13 protein-coding genes are annotated in these 16530 nt (G+C 57.9%); 4 read left to right on the forward strand and 9 right to left on the reverse strand.

Annotated elements, in window-relative coordinates:
* Positions 1–5: 5 nt before the first annotated feature.
* The 8 genes from VFV96_07665 to VFV96_07700 all read right to left on the reverse strand — a co-directional run bounded on the left by VFV96_07665 (position 6) and on the right by VFV96_07700 (position 11001).
* Entirely contained in the window at positions 6–2861 is a 2856-nt protein-coding gene (locus VFV96_07665; GenBank protein ID HEU5070274.1) for a hypothetical protein, read from the reverse strand.
* Between the two features lie 33 nt (positions 2862–2894).
* Positions 2895–3689 carry a hypothetical protein gene (locus tag VFV96_07670; protein HEU5070275.1) on the reverse strand — a complete coding sequence of 265 codons (795 nt, stop codon included), beginning with the start codon at positions 3687–3689 and terminating at the stop codon, positions 2895–2897.
* 4 nt (positions 3690–3693) lie between these two features.
* Positions 3694–4716, reverse strand: a complete 1023-nt coding sequence (locus VFV96_07675; GenBank protein HEU5070276.1) for an Amuc_1100 family pilus-like protein — start codon at positions 4714–4716, stop codon at positions 3694–3696.
* 1 nt (position 4717) lies between these two features.
* Entirely contained in the window at positions 4718–6658 is a 1941-nt protein-coding gene (pilM, locus tag VFV96_07680; GenBank protein HEU5070277.1) for a type IV pilus assembly protein PilM, read from the reverse strand.
* A 138-nt stretch (positions 6659–6796) separates the two neighbouring features.
* Complete coding sequence (locus VFV96_07685) at positions 6797–7765, reverse strand: UDP-glucuronic acid decarboxylase family protein (GenBank protein HEU5070278.1); 969 nt, start codon at positions 7763–7765, stop codon at positions 6797–6799.
* Positions 7766–7805: 40 nt separating this feature from the next.
* Positions 7806–9197, reverse strand: a complete 1392-nt coding sequence (locus tag VFV96_07690) for a sugar transferase (protein ID HEU5070279.1) — start codon at positions 9195–9197, stop codon at positions 7806–7808.
* Positions 9198–9274: 77 nt separating this feature from the next.
* Positions 9275–10024 (reverse strand): exosortase-associated EpsI family protein, encoded by a 750-nt coding sequence (locus VFV96_07695; GenBank protein ID HEU5070280.1) that lies wholly within the window; start codon positions 10022–10024, stop codon positions 9275–9277.
* Positions 10021–11001 carry an exosortase/archaeosortase family protein gene (locus VFV96_07700; GenBank protein ID HEU5070281.1) on the reverse strand — a complete coding sequence of 327 codons (981 nt, stop codon included), beginning with the start codon at positions 10999–11001 and terminating at the stop codon, positions 10021–10023. Before VFV96_07700 ends, VFV96_07695 begins: the two co-directional genes overlap by 4 nt.
* Before the next feature lie 269 nt (positions 11002–11270).
* Between VFV96_07700 and VFV96_07705 the strand changes: the two genes are divergently transcribed.
* The 4 genes from VFV96_07705 to VFV96_07720 all read left to right on the forward strand — a co-directional run bounded on the left by VFV96_07705 (position 11271) and on the right by VFV96_07720 (position 15796).
* Positions 11271–12233 carry a glycosyltransferase family 2 protein gene (locus VFV96_07705; GenBank protein HEU5070282.1) on the forward strand — a complete coding sequence of 321 codons (963 nt, stop codon included), beginning with the start codon at positions 11271–11273 and terminating at the stop codon, positions 12231–12233.
* Positions 12128–12886 (forward strand): acetyltransferase, encoded by a 759-nt coding sequence (locus VFV96_07710; protein HEU5070283.1) that lies wholly within the window; start codon positions 12128–12130, stop codon positions 12884–12886. Before VFV96_07705 ends, VFV96_07710 begins: the two co-directional genes overlap by 106 nt.
* A complete protein-coding gene (locus VFV96_07715; protein ID HEU5070284.1) occupies positions 12883–14118 on the forward strand; it encodes an aminotransferase class I/II-fold pyridoxal phosphate-dependent enzyme in 1236 nt (411 codons plus the stop codon). Before VFV96_07710 ends, VFV96_07715 begins: the two co-directional genes overlap by 4 nt.
* Before the next feature lie 157 nt (positions 14119–14275).
* Positions 14276–15796, forward strand: coding sequence for a hypothetical protein (locus VFV96_07720; GenBank protein HEU5070285.1), 1521 nt, complete (start codon positions 14276–14278; stop codon positions 15794–15796).
* A 40-nt stretch (positions 15797–15836) separates the two neighbouring features.
* Here VFV96_07720 and VFV96_07725 read toward each other — a convergent pair whose 3' ends face one another.
* The gene (locus VFV96_07725; GenBank protein ID HEU5070286.1) at positions 15837–16499 is read right to left on the reverse strand and encodes a WecB/TagA/CpsF family glycosyltransferase; all 663 of its coding nucleotides are present in this window, start codon (positions 16497–16499) and stop codon (positions 15837–15839) included.
* Positions 16500–16530: the final 31 nt, after the last annotated feature.

Genomic DNA, 16530 nt, shown 5'->3' on the forward strand with positions numbered 1-16530 from the left:
GCAATTTACTTGGCGCCGGCGCTGCCATCCTGAACCACCGGCCGCTGCGGAGGAATCACCCGTTGGGCAAACGGAAGCTGGTCATCGGTGTGAACACGGTTGCCGGCAGGATCAATGATTGTAGGCGTGACGAAAATCACCAGATCCTTCTTCTGCGTCACGTTCGACTCGCTCCGGAAGAACCGGCCAAAGAAAGGCACATCACCCAGCACCGGGACCTTGTCCTTGGTCTTGCTCACGTTTTCCGAGAGCAGCCCGCCCAGCACGATGGTTTGTCCATCCCAAATGACCGAGGTTGTCGTCACCTGCCGCACTCGGAAGTGAGGCAGCGGCAACTGGGCGGTCAACGGCAGGCCAACGCCGCCGGCGCCGCTGGAGACCGACTGCGCCTGCGGGATGAAGCCGCCCGGGTCGTCATAGCCGATGAACTCGGTAATGGTGGGAATAATAACCATCTGAATGGTAAAACCATCCGCCGACACGTAAGGAATGACATCCAACACCGGACCGAAAGGCAGGGGCTGCGTATTGTAATTCAGGGTGGAACCGACCACGCCACCACCACCGCCATTGTTGGCCCCGAGCGTATTATTGCCACCGCCACTGGAATTTTGATTCAAATCGTTTCCGGTCACAATGGTGCGAATGTCCACGACCTGAAGCTGCGCCTGCCGGCCGCTTACCGTCGTGACATCAGGTGCGCTCAGCAGCTCAACGCCCTCGCGTTGTTCCAGCGCGCGCACCACCATGCGGAATTGCGGATCGGTCAGAATGCCGGTCAACGTTGCAACCGCCGGCGCATTCGCGGCGTTGCGCAATCCGGACGTCAGCAACTGATCGGAAGCTGCCGGTGGCAGCAGGTTTTCAGTGGATGTTCCTGGAAAGAACCCGTTCGGATTGGCAGCCGTCGGAGCACCATTGTAAGAAGGCGCCGTTCCGCCTTGGGCACCGATCGCACCGCCATTCATGAGAACGTTGCCAAGATACCAATCGAAACCGAACGCGCGTGTGTCATTCTGCGTCACTTCCGCAAACTTGGCACGGATGTTCACCTGCGGCGGCGCGATATCCAGCACTTGCACCGCTTGTTCGATGATGTCCAAATCTTGCAGGGTGGCACGAACGATCAGGGTGCCTTGACGGTCGTTGAAAAACACGGTCTTTGGCGGCGTCAGGTCAACGCCAAGACTCACAAAAAAGGCGCGCACGGCTTGTTGCACCACGGCCACACCTTGCGGCTGGGTGATGAAGGACAAGCCACCGCCGCCCTGTTGTCCGGCATTGCCACCGCCGATGGCACCGACACCACCAACTCCGCCAGCACCCGTTGCGCCACCGCCGCCAAGCGATGTGCCGCCGAACAGCGTGCTGCCCCCGCCGTAGCCACCACCACCACCACCGCCACCTCCGCCATAGCCACCACCGCCACCGTAGCCCCCTGCACTGCCACCCGCCACGCTTACGCGCGGCACAATCATGGTTGAACCACCCTGGCCGCCGACACCGCCGCCACCACCGCCGCCGTAGCTGCCGCCACCGCTGTTGCCGCCGCTGCCCGAGCTGGTTTGAACGTCACCAAAGGGAACCCCCTGCACGTTTTCCAACCCCATCCAGAAGGTGTTGGGATTTACCTTGAAGGTGCGGGTGTAAAGAGGCGTCGTTTCCTGGGCCTTCAGCGAGAACAAAACACCCCAGTCCTCGATGGAATATTTGATGGGGCGATCCGCGACGCGGACAATGATGTCCAGCAAATCCTGCAACCGAATATCGGCGAGCGGAGGATTGATTTTGATGGAGATGCTGCTCATGTCCACCGGTTCGGCCGCCACTGGCGCGGCCGCTACTGGCAACTGCGTAACCGGGTCGATTGTTGTCGCGGCCGCCTGAATCGGCGCTGCGGCCGTGTCGGCATTCGCGCTCATGAGGAAGTTGATGCCCTTCTTGTCCGGATCGCGGCGTTTGGCTTCTTCGCCCAGGTTGCGGAGGACTTCGCTGAGGGGCAACCCGTCATACATGACCGAATCGAGGTAAATGCGGTCGAGTTTGGAGATGATCTCCTGCCGGCGTTTGCTGGTGTAAACCAGATTGGTGTTCGCCATCGGATTCGGCACGGGGAGAGATTCCCGGGAAGTCGGCATTTCCCACGCGTTTTCCACGTCCAAAATGCGCTGCTTGGTTTGGATCTCGCGCTTGAGGATCGAGTTGGCCTGCCGCTTCTCCTTGATGAGGCTGGTGTAGTAGGCGGCCGCGAAATTGCCCGGCTCATCCTTCATCACCTGGTCCAACATTGCCTCCGCCTCGTCATACTTGCCGTTTTCGTAAAGCAGCTTGGCGTCCTGAACTTTGGTGGAGTTGTCCACGCGGTTCGTGGTCCAGCCGGGCACGCGGGTGAGCATTTCCTTGCTCGGCATCAGCCCTTTCATCTCGTCCAGCAGCTTGTCATTTTCGCGCTTGAATTCGATGGCCTCGGTATTGGTGGGGTTGACGCGCAAGACCCGGGAAACTTGCACGTCGGCTTCGCGCGGGTCGTGGCGCTTTTGCGCCGCCTTGGCGAGCGTCATGCGGACGTTGGTCAATCCCTGAACGACCGTCACCGTTTCGGCGTCAATGCCATTGGGGCCGATGCTTTGAACCAGTCCGAGGCAGTCTTCGTAGAGTTTGGCTGCGGAGGCCAGGTCACCCCGCCGTTCGGTGTCTTGCGCCTTGGCAAGCTTCTGGCGCAGCAGGATGGTGTCGGCTTGACGTTTGACCGCTTCTTGCACGGCCGCGTCCGTGTCCGCAGTCACTGTCTGCGCGGGCAAACCAACGGGGCTGACGACGAGCAAGGCCAAGCCAACAGAAATGCCGATTTTTCTAATCATGGGATCGCTTCTATTTTCTCCGCCGCGTCCAAATCAAGGCTTCACGTCCATTCGAACGGTGGTCTTTTTTCCGGAACGCGCCGAAACTACAACTTCGGTCTCGTTGATAGCAACGATATTGTATTCTTCGCTGGCGAATGTGAGCTTGTCGCCCACCCGGCGGTTGGGCCAGGAACGATTCTCGGGCGGATACTTCAAATCCGCGAGATAGCCATCGATGCGCTTGAAGGGCTTGTTGCGCGCCACGGTGATCTCGTCATCCGAATCAGCCAGATCAATGACCAGGTCGGTGGGATTTTGCGCCGGGCCTTTGATGCCCGTTAGTGTGAAAAACTCGGTCTTGGTGTCGATCGACGCGTAGGTTTGCCGCTTGCGCCGGTCGGCCAGCTTTTCGGCCGCCTGCCGCTCGATGCCAATGGCGTAACGCGCACCGGTTTCGTTGGTGATCACGTTGTCGAAACTGATGATGGTGTAGAGCGGCGCGGTGCGGACGACCAACAGCGCGGCGGGTCCGATTTCATTGCCGCTTTGCACCTTCAACGGCCGCCCGTCGGTGGTTTTTTGCCAGAGCACCGGGTTGAACAACCGGTGGCCCGTGGAGAAATCCAGCATCATCGGGGACTCAGCCCGCTTCAACGAAGCCTGCGCCAAGGTGAGGTCCACCGGCGGCAGTGGTTTGATTTGCGGATTCAAGATGCGGTTCCGCGTCTCCTGCATCAGTTCCTTTTCGCTGGCGATTTTCAGCGGCAGGAAGGCCACCGCCACCGCCAAGCCGAGCAGCACCACGCCCAGCAAAACCTTCTCCCAGTTCTTTTTGATGAAATCCATGGCGCTATTTCTTGGAGGTCAGCTTAACCACCTCGATCAACAAGGTTGCCCGAAGTTGTTTCTCATCGAGCAGCGTCGGCAACCCGCCCCGGCCGGGCACGGCCGTTGGCGCGGCCACCGGCGCATAAACGGGCCGCCGCGGATAACCGCCTTCGCCGGGAATGGCTCCGTAGCGCGCCCCGTAGCGGCGATTCAAGGCGGATTCCGGCATTACGGGCGGCAGAACATAGGTTGGGGTTGCGAGGTCCACGTTCACGCCCGGCTCGCCTCCCATCATGCCCGTGGCCGCCGCCGGCTCCACGTTGATGCCGCGCACAATGAAGCCGTAAGGCGAGGAGGCGAAACCGGAGAGAACGCCGGCCAGCTCGGAACTGAAGCAACGGATGGAAACCTCGTAAGGCGAAATCAAAGCAACGTCGTTGGTCACCGTCGTCCGATCCAAATAATCGGTGGTCGCCTGGGCCTCGTTGTCATGCACCGAAACCCGCTCGCGCCGGATGCCATCCAGGGCGTTGATGCGGGCGGCGAAGAGAATGTCGCAGATGGCCTTTACTTCGCCCAGCTGGGTCGCCAGCGGTGGCACTCCGGCGCGGTCAAACATAATCCGGTCCCGTTCGGCCGTGAATGAAAAGTAGTAGTTGGTGGCCAGCTCGACCCCGCCGCGGGCGGCCTCCTTGCGCATTTCGTCAATGGTGCGCCGCAAGGCCCCCGCCAGCATGGCGTTGTTGATGTTGGTCGCATCCGGAATGCGGGGAATCGGCTTGAAGACTTTGGCGGTCTGCCCAATGAACGCGCGCACTTCCTGTTGTTCCTGCCGCGCGGCTTTGATGTTGTCCGTCTTTTCGTTGCCGGGATGCGGGCTCTGCCGGTTCAAACGCTCGAGTTCGTGATATTCGGCATCAAGCTTCTCGAAGGCGGCAGCGTTTTTACCCATGCTGGAGTAGAGGTAAAAACCGGCCAGCCCCATCAGCGCCAGCGCCACGACGGCGCCGATGACGAACATCAGATTTCGCTTGATCCAGTCCATACTAGAGCTTGAGGGGACGCTTCAGGCCGAGAGTGACGCCGAAGGAAAACGTCATGTTTGCATCGTCGGGTGTGACCTGCGGGGACAGGACGATGTTGGTGGAATTGAACAACGGACTGGCGCTCAACTCGGCTTGCAGGGCGAACGGAACCACCTCGCGGGCGATTTTCACCCCGTTCATTTCCACATCGACCGAGCGACACACCAGTTCCACGGAGGATATCTCATTCGTATTGGCCACGGGGGCGCCACCCACTCCCGGCATGCCTGGTTGCCCCATGCCGTCCGGCGTCATGCCCGGCTCCGCGCCCGGCATCCCGTTTGGATTCGGCGGAGGCGCAACTGGCACCTCGCCCGGCATGCGCCGCATGTAGCGGGCGGCCAGTTCAGGCGGCAAGCCCATCGGCAAGGCGGGCGTGGCCCCAGGAGGCGTAATCGTTCCCATTCCCGCCCCACCGAGACCGGCGGCGCCCAGGCTGGGCATGGATGTAAATTTTTCAATCCAGACGCCAGTGTCGGCCCCGAGCTTCTTCTGCGTGCTGTCTTCCACCCGCGCCAGGATGCGCCGTAATTCGGCCAGAACGTCCGCCCAATAATAACGGTCGTCGATCCACGTCGTCACCTGTGCCAGGTCATTCGTTGCCTTGTTCAGATCGGCATACGCAAGCTTGAACAGTTGTTCCCGCTGTTGCAGCGGCTGCACCTTCTCACTCAAGGTGGTGTATTCCCGCTCTTTGACGTCCGCCAGTTTGGAAAAGAGCCAGCCGGTGGCCGCAACCACCAGCACCAAACTGAGCACGGTCAAAATGAAATAGGGCTTTTTCTGATTAAAACTCTGCCAGCGCAAGGTGCTTTCCGGCATGAGATTCAACTCGACCGGACAGTTGGCCAGATTGCGCAGTCCCAAACCCACCACTTCGCCCATGCAATGCGCCACCCGGGCCAGTTCCTCCAAGTTGACTCCCGGATCGATCTGCAAATTGCGGAACGGGTTGAAATACTCCACCGGCACGTTGAGCTTCTCAGCGAAGAACTGCGCCGTGTAGGGCATGACGGACGCACCGCCCGACAAGAAAAGGCGCTGGGGCGCGGAACCGCCCTGCTGCCCGCGATAAAACTGCATCGTCTGATTGACCTGAATGTGCAGCCGCGTCATGAACTGGCGGGCAATCTTGGAAATGGCCGCCTGGTGTGGGTTCTCCGGCTCCTCGTAGGCGCCGCCCAAGCTCACAAATCCTTCGTCAATCTTGATCTGCTCCGCCTTGGGGAACGGGAGTTTTGACTCGTTGGCAAAATCCTGCGTGATGGAATTGGCGCCCAAATTGATGCTCCGGGCGTAAACTTTCCCTTTCTCGAAGAACAGCAAATTGCTGGTCTTGGCGCCAATGTCCAGGAGCATCGTGCAGTCGTCCAAGTCGCCATAATTGTAGCGAAATGCGTTGCACAGGGCGGCGGGTGAAACATCGGTGATTTGCAGCGACAACCCGGCGGCTTCGGTGGCGTGAAACAGGCCTTCCACCACATCCGCCTTGATGGCGACGAGCAAGACCTCCAATTCGCCCGTCGGCGTGGCGCCCAGAATCTGGTAATCCCACACCACCTCGGCCAGCGGAAAGGGAACGTTTTGCTGGGCTTCGTATTGGATGATTTGGGTGACCTTGCTGGAATCGACCGGCGGGAGTTTGACGAACTTGGAGAAAACGTGGAAACCGGGGGCACAAACGTTGACGCTGTTGGCCTTGATTCCCCGCTCGGCGATGAGTTCCTGCAGGGCCTTTAGCACGACCGCCTCGCGCTTGGACTCCTGCGCGCCTTCGGCCCCAAGCGGCTTGATGCCAAACTGCAGCAGACGCAACACGCCGGCCTCATCCACCTCGAATTCGGCGAGCTTCAGGCTCCCAGCCCCGAAGTCGATGGCCAAAAAATTCTTTGTGTTCAACATCTGCGTCGCCGTCCAAATTAGAGTTTAACCGGGCCTGATAATTTGCGCTGTGACACCAGCTTGTTTCCGCAATTTTGCTCCGGCGGTCAAACAGAAAATCCCCGCCTCACAACCTCCGGGCTGGCAAAACACCACCGCTCAGACGCGGGAACGAAAGTATTCAATGGTCTTTTTCAACCCCTCAGCAAGCGGCACCTGCGGTTCCCACTTCAACAAGGTGCGCGCCTTGGTGATGTCCGGCCGGCGCTGCTTGGGATCATCCTGCGGCAACGGTTTGAAGGTGAGCCGGCTCCTGGATCCGGTAGCCCGGATGATTTCGCGCGCAAACTCCACCATCGTCAGTTCGTGCGGGTTCCCGATGTTCACCGGCAGGGCGTAGGCGGACATCATCAGACGATAAATCCCCTCGATGAGATCGGCGACGTAGCAAAAACTGCGTGTTTGTTTGCCGTCGCCAAATATCGTGATGGGTTTGTTCGTCAATGCCTGGCTGACGAAGGCCGGCACCACGCGACCATCGCGCAAGCGCATGCGCGGTCCATAGGTGTTGAAGATGCGCACAATTCGCGTCGGCACGCCGTGCTCCCGGTGATAGGCCATGGTCATCGCCTCGGCAAACCGCTTGGCTTCATCATAACAGCCGCGCGGGCCGATGGTGTTCACATTGCCCCAATATTCCTCCCGCTGCGGGTGCACTAGCGGGTCGCCGTAGATTTCAGACGTGGACGCAATGAGAAAACGAGCGCCCTTGTGTTTGGCCAGGCCAAGCGCCTTGTGCGTGCCCAAAGAACCCACCTTCAGGGTCTGAATCGGGAGTTCGAGATAGTCAATCGGACTGGCCGGCGAGGCAAAATGCCAAACGTAATCCACCGGCCCGTCGAGAAAGATAAATTCGGTGACATCCTGCTGAAGAAACCGAAAATTGGGATTGCCCGCCAGATGGGCGATATTGTCCACCGTGCCGGTAACAAAGTTGTCGATTCCGATCACCTTGTGGCCACGGGCGATCAAAAGGTCGGTCAAGTGCGACCCGAGGAAACCAGCGGCGCCAGTCACCACGGAAACGGGTTGCGATTTCGCCCGACGAATTCTCTTCGGCTGAGTCATGTGGGTAATGGGTTGGGTTGTCTGAAATCCTATGGAAGCTTCACTTGGCGCCCGCTCCCAGCAGGACGACCGGAATGGTGCGCGCCAAAATCTTCAAATCCAGCCAGAGGGACCAGTTGTCGATGTATTCCAAGTCGAGCCGCACCCAGTCGCGAAAGTCTTTAACGTTGTTGCGGCCGCTGACCTGCCACAAACACGTCAGCCCCGGTTTCACGCTAAGACGGCGTCGATGCGACATGTCGTCGAACCGCGCCACCTCGTCCACCGGCAACGGACGTGGACCCACCAGGCTCATCTCGCCGCGCAAAACATTGAAGAGCTGGGGAAACTCATCGATGCTGAATTTGCGGAGCCAGCGACCCAACGGAGTGATGCGTGGGTCATTGGTAACCTTGAAAACGGGCCCGGTCATTTCGTTGAGCTGCGCCAGCTCCTGCTTCAATTGCTCGGCATTCGTAACCATCGTGCGGAATTTATACATGGTGAACGGCCGCCCATTCAGGCCCGCCCGCTCCTGCCGGAAGAAGACCGGCCCGCGCGAGGTCAATTTGATCAGAAGGGGAACCCCGAGCATGATCGGGGAACTCACGAGCAGGAGCAGCAACGCGCCGAGAAAGTCGAGCAATTGCTTGCCGACCCCCTGCCACGAGGCCTCCGGCGTGGTGCGAAACACCAAAACTGGCCGGCCGTAAAATTCGTCGAAGGTCGGCCGGGAAATCTGGGTTTTGAAGAAATCCGCCACCAGCCACGCTTCGACGCCCTCCAGTTCACACACCCGCACGAACTCCTCCACCCGGTCAAACAAAGTATGTCGGGCGCTGACCAGAACACCGTTGATGGCGTATTTATGGAGCATTTGCACGAGTTGCTCGGGCGACGTCTGATCCAGTTCGAGCACGGCCATAACGTCCACCTCCTCATCCCGGTGCGATGCCAGTTGGCGGCGCATCTTCTCCGTTTCCTCCGGCGTGCCGGCCAGCAGGAAGCGTGGTCGCAAACGGGCCACCCCAAGCCGGCTTCGGTAAAGCGCACGCAAAACCTCCTCCTTGAGCAGGACCAGGGCAAAGGCAATGGCTGGAAACAAACCAACCACCACACGGGCAAACGTAATGTGCAGCAGCGAGAGCGACAGAATCAGCAACCCCGTGGTCACCGCGCTGGCCCGCAACAGCGGCAGCACCACAGCCCGACGCGGCGATACCAAAGGTCGGTTATAGAACCCCTGCCATTCGAGGATCATGGGTGCTGCAGGAACCAAGAAGAGGAAAATCCAAAACAACCCTTCGTCTGGCGGGGCGGGATCCAATCGCAGCCTCTCAATAACATTTGGGTTTGCGCGCACCGTCGACGCCACCCAAAAGCCGGCCGCAAAGAGACACGCATCCATCAACTGATGGATTTGCATGCGAATAAGGCGATGCCGACGGAGCATGGATGCGCAACCCTTTCGGGAGAGTTATGCTAGCAACCGCCGGCCGCAACGCAACCCGGGCCAACTACCAAGGTTCATCATCGCGCGTCCGCCACGGTTGGGGCGGGTGTGGGCCAGGCGGTCTGAAACTGTGGCACGGTCACCTTCATTAGCTTTTTGATGCGTGCAAAAGCTTCATCTTCCTGGCCAGGCAGGCAGGGCAAAAAATACGAAATATAAGCCCAACGCTGCAGCTCGCCGGTTTTGACCAGTTCCTCCGTCATCCACCACATGCGCTTCCAATGTTCGGCCGTGACGGCGTCGTGCGCCACGAACCAGTAAACATAGATGCCCGAGTAATTGACTTTCCGTCCATTCTCCTCGCGCGTCAACGTGGCCACCAGCTTCATCACCGGCAGGTCCATCGGCTTGGGATGATCCAAGTGCACCGTGGTCAGTGCGCTTCGTGAGTCGTCGATGTTCCAACCGGCGCCCGGCAGGCAAAACTGCGGCTTGTGAATGCTGGTCCGGTCCGTGCCCATCAAAACCGTCGTGGCCATGATCGGCGGGCCGTCCGGTTGCGTGGGATCGCGATAATAAACCTGGCCGAAGCTGGTGTCCGCCGGAAGCGCATCCACAACCGTTTTGTCCATTTCGCGCGCCTCCGCCTGGTAACCGGGCACGTTGGTAGGCATCTCGATCTGCAACCGCGCACTGCCCGGAATGGGTGCCGTTTTGACACCGGGCAAACCGAGCCGCTGCTTTTCCTTGAATTGCCTCAAGGCCACAGCGCTGGCCGCAATCAACAGCAGCCCAACTGCCAGCAGGATGGCTTCACGCCGTTTCACGCCGCAGCCTCCTGTGAGGACTTTTTCCGGGCAGACGAATCCAGCCGGCGCCCGAGATACACCAAACCGACGATCACAGGGACATACGGCAACAGGCTGACCACCATGTTCTCATGCACCCAATCTCCGGCGCTTTTCCCGAACAAATCTGCCGTCAAAACGATCAACAAGAGGCGAACGGCGTTGCCAAAAACGGCCAGTGGAAAGGAGGCCAGCAACATCGCCATCCAACGCCATGAGGCCCGGAACAGTGCATAGCCATAGACTGTGGCCAGAAAAAAGATTGCGGTCAGACTCCGCAGCCCGCTGCAGGCCGGAGCCACGTCATATTGATACGTCTGGGAGGCATCAAACAGCCCCGTGCCCACCCGGATCACATCCAGTCCCAGTAGATAATGAGAGACAAACTCAACGATCACGGTCACCAACATCCGCAACGGAAAGGTCACCACCGTGTCCACCCCCTGCAACGGCACCATGAACAGGAACAAAAAAAAGGGAAAAAAACTGGCCCGCAACCAGCGAGGTCCCCACGCTAGCCCCATCATGCCATAAACTCCGACAAAAAAAGCGATGATTGAAAGGCGGGGTTGTTGAACGAGGTAACCAACACCATGCATGAATAGAGCAACCACCACCAAGCCCAAACCCGGAGGCCACGTTTCTTTCTCCACCGTTAGCAGATCCCGGCGCTTCAGCCAGAACAGCGCCAATACCAAAAAGGGAGATAACAGGCCTGGCCCCTGCTCCGTTTGGACATTGGTGTGCACATTGATGGTCCACACCCAACCAAACAACGACGGGGTATCCACATAGCCAAACGTGCCATTGCCCAAAACCTGAAACAACATCACCCATGCGCCCAATAAACCGAAAAACAACCCCTTGTTTGGCAAAGCTCCCCAACACGACATGCACTCAACCCAAATGGACTCGACCACCCCGTCACGAACAATGGCATCAGTTGCGGCTTGCATTCGAGTTTGCACCACTAGCTCATTGACCAGCGGGTCTCAATGAAATTCAGTTTTTTGTTTATGCCGCACCCCCAATGCCGCCGCCCCAGACCATGCCAATGCAATGTTTGAGAACGGGTGACCCACTCGCCACCGATCAAAACTCGCTCAAATAATGAGCATGGAATCGGGACGCCTCCTTCTATAGCCTTAGCGCGAACTTTAGCCACAGTATGAGGCAGGAGCCAGAGGCACCCATAGGTGAACAAACCGCAAAAATGCAACGGCGATTGTCCATCGTAATACCGGTTTATCAAAACGAACTCAACCTGCCTGACTGTCACGCAGCTGTCAGTGCGGTGCTGGAGTCCTTGCCGCCGGACGTGACAGCCGATCTTGTTTTCGTTAACGACGGCTCCACTGATAATTCCTGCGCCGAACTCATTAAGATTCAGTCCCAGAGCAAATACCCGGTCACCATCGTAGATTTGTGGCGCAATTTTGGACAGGTGGCGGCCTTGTTCGCCGGCTATCGCACGGCGCACGGTGAGGCAGTGGTCACCATGTCGGCCGACCTGCAAGATCCGCCCGAACTGATTCTTGAAATGGTCAAAGCTTGGCTGAGCGGCGAGAAACTGGTGTTAGCCGTGCGAGCCGGCCGGGAAGAGGGTTGGTTTCGGAAATGGACCTCATGGGCATTTTACAGTGCGATGCGCAAGCTTGCGATCGGCACGATGCCCATTGGAGGTTTCGACTATTTCCTGATGGATCGCCAGCTGCTGGACACTGTCCTATCGGTCAACGAACGGAATGTTTTCCTCCAAGGTCAGGTGCTTTGGCCGGGCACCAAGCCGTTCCTAATCCCGTATTTGCGCCGGCAACGCCTCAAAGGCAAAAGCCAATGGAAGCTCGCCCGAAAAATCAGCTATTTTTTGGATGGCTTCACAGCTTATACGGCGTTCCCTTTGCGACTGGCAGCTTGGGCAGGCGCAGGCTTTTGTGTGCTGGCCTGCATCGCTTCAGTGCTGCTGGTATTTCAACGTGTCTTCTATGGCACTGCCATCGCAGGGTGGACGTCCTTGATGATCGTAATTCTTCTGGTCGGTGGCATACAAATGCTCACCATTGGAATTCTGGGAGAATACTTATGGCGGAATTTGGAGCAGACACGCATCCGCCCACTGTATCTCGTCCGAGAAGTTCACACTCCACCCAAGGCCCGCCAGTCCGTCACAAACGGGGACAGCCGATGAAATCAAGAGTCAAACTCATAGTCTGGGGAGCCGGTGGGCATGCCGCCGTTGTGGCGGACATCATCCAAAGAGGCACAAATCATCAGCTGGCTGGTTTCATCGACGACATCAATCCAACACGCAAGGGACAACCCTTCGGCGGCGGAACAATTCTCGGTGGACAAGCCGAACTGGTAAAACTTCACGCCGCCGGCGTGAAGCATCTGCATGTCGCCATCGGCAACAATGCGGCACGCATCAAAGCGGCCGCCCGCGCCAAAGAACTGGGTTTTTCGCTGGTCACCATTATCAGCCCTTCCGCCGACGTGGCCGTCAACGTGCAAATTGGCGCGGGAACTTTTGTCGCTCCAGGCGCGGTCGTCACGCCCGGTGTTTGCATTGGCGAATGCGTCATTATCAACACCAGCGCCAGCGTCGATCATCATTGCACAATTGCCGACGGCGCTCATATCTGTCCGGGCGTTCATCTGGCGGGCGGCGTGTCTGTGGGCAACGGGGCGTGGGTTGGCATCGGCGCCACGGTGATTGAAAACATCCGGATTGGTTCAGGCGCGACTGTTGGAGCTGGTGCGGTGGTGGTGCGAGACATTCCTGAAAACACTTTGGCTTACGGCGTGCCCGCACGGCTGGTGCGCCGGATGGATGGGGCATGATGAAAAACAATTCGCTCGCAAAATTGGCGGTAGCCGGCGGCAAGCCGGCTTTTGCAGAGAAACTCCATGTCGGCCGCCCCAACTTGGGCGATCGGGCACAGTTGCTGCAACGGCTCAATGACATTCTCGATCGCCGCTGGTTGACCAATTCCGGCTGCTATTTGCGGGAATTTGAGCGCCAAGTCGCCACCTTGACCCGCACCAGACATTGTGTCGCCATGTGCAATGGTGAGAGCGCACTCCAAATCGCCATCCGCGCACTGGGCCTGAAAGGTGAAGTCATTGTTCCAGCCTTCACATTCGTTGCCACCGCACACGCGCTACAGTGGCAGGGCATCACACCCGTTTTCGCCGACGTTGACCCGGTCACCCACCTGATTGACCCTGCGAGCGTCGAACGTTTGATATCGGAGCGGACCACCGCAATTCTTGGAGTCCATCTCTGGGGCCAGCCCTGCCCCGTCCGGACATTGGAAAAGCTGGCCCAAACGCACCGTTTAAAGCTCTTCTTTGATGCCGCGCATGCCTTCGGTTGCAGCAATGAAGATGGAACCGTCGGCGGTTTTGGAGACGCTGAAGTGTTTAGTTTTCACGCCACAAAATTCGTAAACAGTCTCGAAGGAGGCGCTCTCGTCACCAACCATGACGACCTGGCCCAAGTGGCACGAATGATGATCAATTTTGGCTTTGTCGGGTTTGACGACGTCCAGCATGTCGGGATGAATGCGAAGCTGAACGAGTTCAGCGCCGCAATGGGGCTGACCTCGTTGGAGTCCATGGACAGGTTCATCGCACGCAATCAGCAGAACCACCGTTTATATCGAGAGCTGCTCGGAGATGTTCCGGGAATTCGCGTGCTTGAATACCCATTGGCTGCAAGATTGAATTATCAATATGTGGTCATTGATGCAGATCCCCAGGCGTGTCCCATTTCACGAGACCGATTGCTGGACGTGCTGTGGGCGGAAAACGTGATTGCCCGCCGTTACTTCTATCCCGGAGTCCACCGCATGGAACCCTACCGGACACTCTTTCCCGACGCCGCCGCGGCTTTGCCGAACACCGAACGCGTCAGTGCCGGAGTGCTGGTGCTGCCGACTGGTGAAAGCATGACCGCAAATGAAATTGAGCAGGTGTGTGAAATCATCCGCCTGTCCGTTCATCATGGCAGCGAACTGATGCGTATCTTGGAGGATTCGCCTCGCCGAATTCATAAGGAAATTGGCCGATAGCTATTGAAAGAGAATCGCATTCTGGAGTGTTTTGCTGGGCAAATCCGAGCTTCCCCATGGAATACGGCTTGGAATTAACATCGCGAACGGCTTATGAACCGCTCAAATACCGAACCCCGCGTGCCAGAGAAATAATGAACGCCACGATTTCACCGTTATGATCAGCACCTCATCAAATAAACTCGATTCAGCGTCCCAACGCGCAGCTTGGTGGCCTTGGATATTTATTCTCGTGCTAGGGATTATTTGCGCGCTGGCAATCAGCCGGGAGAGCTTCTGGATTGATGAACTGTATACACCGCGCGCGGCAGAGCAGCCGACCTTGACCGCTTGGTGGAAGGAGGTCTTTTACGAAAAAGGGTCCAACCTGCAGGCCCCCCTTTACATGCTTTGGATTTGGGTTTGCGGCCAAATTTTTGGCACAAGCGAACTGGCGCTTCGCGCCGTCAATTTGCTCTGGTTTGCGCCCGCCCTGCTGGCGCTGACCCAAGCCTTGGTCTCGCGGCCGACCCTCCAAACCACTGCGTTGCTCACGACAGCAATGGGCCCAATGACGTGGTATTACCTAAACGAGGCCCGGCCCTATGCCATGCAATTGGGCACAAGCCTCTACCTCTTTGCCGTGATTATTCACTGGCGGCTTCACCCAGACGCAGCCATCACAAGAGAACGATGGCGGGTTTTGAGTTTTGCAACGGCTCTCGTGTTGTTGTGCGGCAGCAGCCTGCTCGCCATGATTTTGGCCGCAGCACCCCTGTTTACGGTCCTGGTCATGTTGCCGTTGAATCAACTCCGGGCGTTGGGACGGACCTTTCTGGCCGTCTGGGCAGTTACCTTGACTGTGCTGTTTTGCATGGGAGTTTACTATTTGTGGACTCTGCATCAAGGCGCCCGTGCCACCTCCTTGGCGACCACAAACCTCAAAAACCTAGCGTTTATTGCCTACGAATTATTGGGATTTGACGGCTTGGGGCCCGGCCGGCTCGAAATCAGGAGCGGCGGACTCAGCGTTTTCAAAGTGTTTATGCCTGTCCTTGTTTTTTACGCAGGCGTGACGGCCATCTTGCTCTTTTTTGGCGGACAAGAGTTGTGGCGAAAGATGGGAGCCAAAAAGCTGGCTGCCATTTTGTTGGCCGCACTCGCACCGGCAGGATTCATTTTTGCCACCGGCGCTCTGGTTCATTTCCGGGTTTTGGGACGGCATATGATGTGCCTGGCTCCGTTGGTGTTCTTGCTGCTTGCTGTAGGCGCGGCCGCCACTTGGCGGCGTCGCCGGTGGGGAAAGATTACAGTAACTGTCTTTTTTACGCTCTACTTCACATCATCACTCGCGCTCCGATTTGCATCGCGCCACCAAAAAGACGACTATCGGGGCGCAGCCGCGATTGCTAAGAGGGCGATCGCCTCGGGCAAATCAGTCTGGTGGAACGCCGAGCAAAACGGAGCTGTCTATTATCAAGTGCCTTTCTCGACGGGAAACACCATGGAAAGAGGCAAGGCGTATTATTTGATGAATCCGTCCGAAGACCAGCTGACCGCCACAACGCCGCCCGATCTGATCATCACCTCCCGCCCCGATGTTTATGACGGTGATGGCGCTCTTGGAAAATACCTGTCTGAAGGCAATTATCGAACCACGTCAAACCTGACGGCATTTGTGATTTGGAAGCGCGAATAAAGCTCAAAAAAGTCGTCACTATGTCCGATCTTTGAGCGGTTTACTTTCCCTTTACGCGCCCCCGTAGTCCGTCAGACAGCAGATAAAACAGGAACAATGAATTGTATTTGAGGTATCGCCCCAGGAGCCGTTTGGGCTCGGAGCTAAGCCGAAACAGCCACCCCAGTCCCAGCCGCTGCATCCAGATCGGCTGATCCCGCTTCAACCCTGCGTTGACATCAAAAGCAAACCCAACCGTCAGAATCACACCGCGCCGGATTTGCGACCGATAGCGCCGCACCCAGGCCTGTTGTTTTGGGGTGCCTAACCCCACCCAAATGAAGTCCGGCGACAGGCGGTTGATTTCCTCAACGACTCGCGCTTCGTCCGCAGGATTCATTCGGCCGGAGGCATCGCAGTTACCATGATAACTGCCTACAAATCTGACCTCAGGGTTGGCCCGTGCAAATGTCTCCCTCAACTTTGCACCGCACAACTCTGACCCGCCCAGCAGGTAGTGCGTGAACTCGCCTGATACGCGAAGGAGGAAAAACTGCATGAACGCCGGACCATAGACCCGATCGCTCAGGCCAGCCCCCGCACGATTAAGGCACCAAACCAACGGCATGCCATCAGGCGCCGCGAAATCCAAGGCTGCGGCGGCCGCGCGAAATTCCGGATCATGGCGACACATCGTCACGGTCTGGGTGTTGGCAAAATCCAAGGCCAGGCAATTTGGTTGCCGCGCCCAAACC

The sequence above is a fragment of the Verrucomicrobiia bacterium genome (genome assembly GCA_035765895.1).
In the GTDB taxonomy this organism is placed as follows: domain Bacteria; phylum Verrucomicrobiota; class Verrucomicrobiia; order Limisphaerales; family DSYF01; genus DSYF01.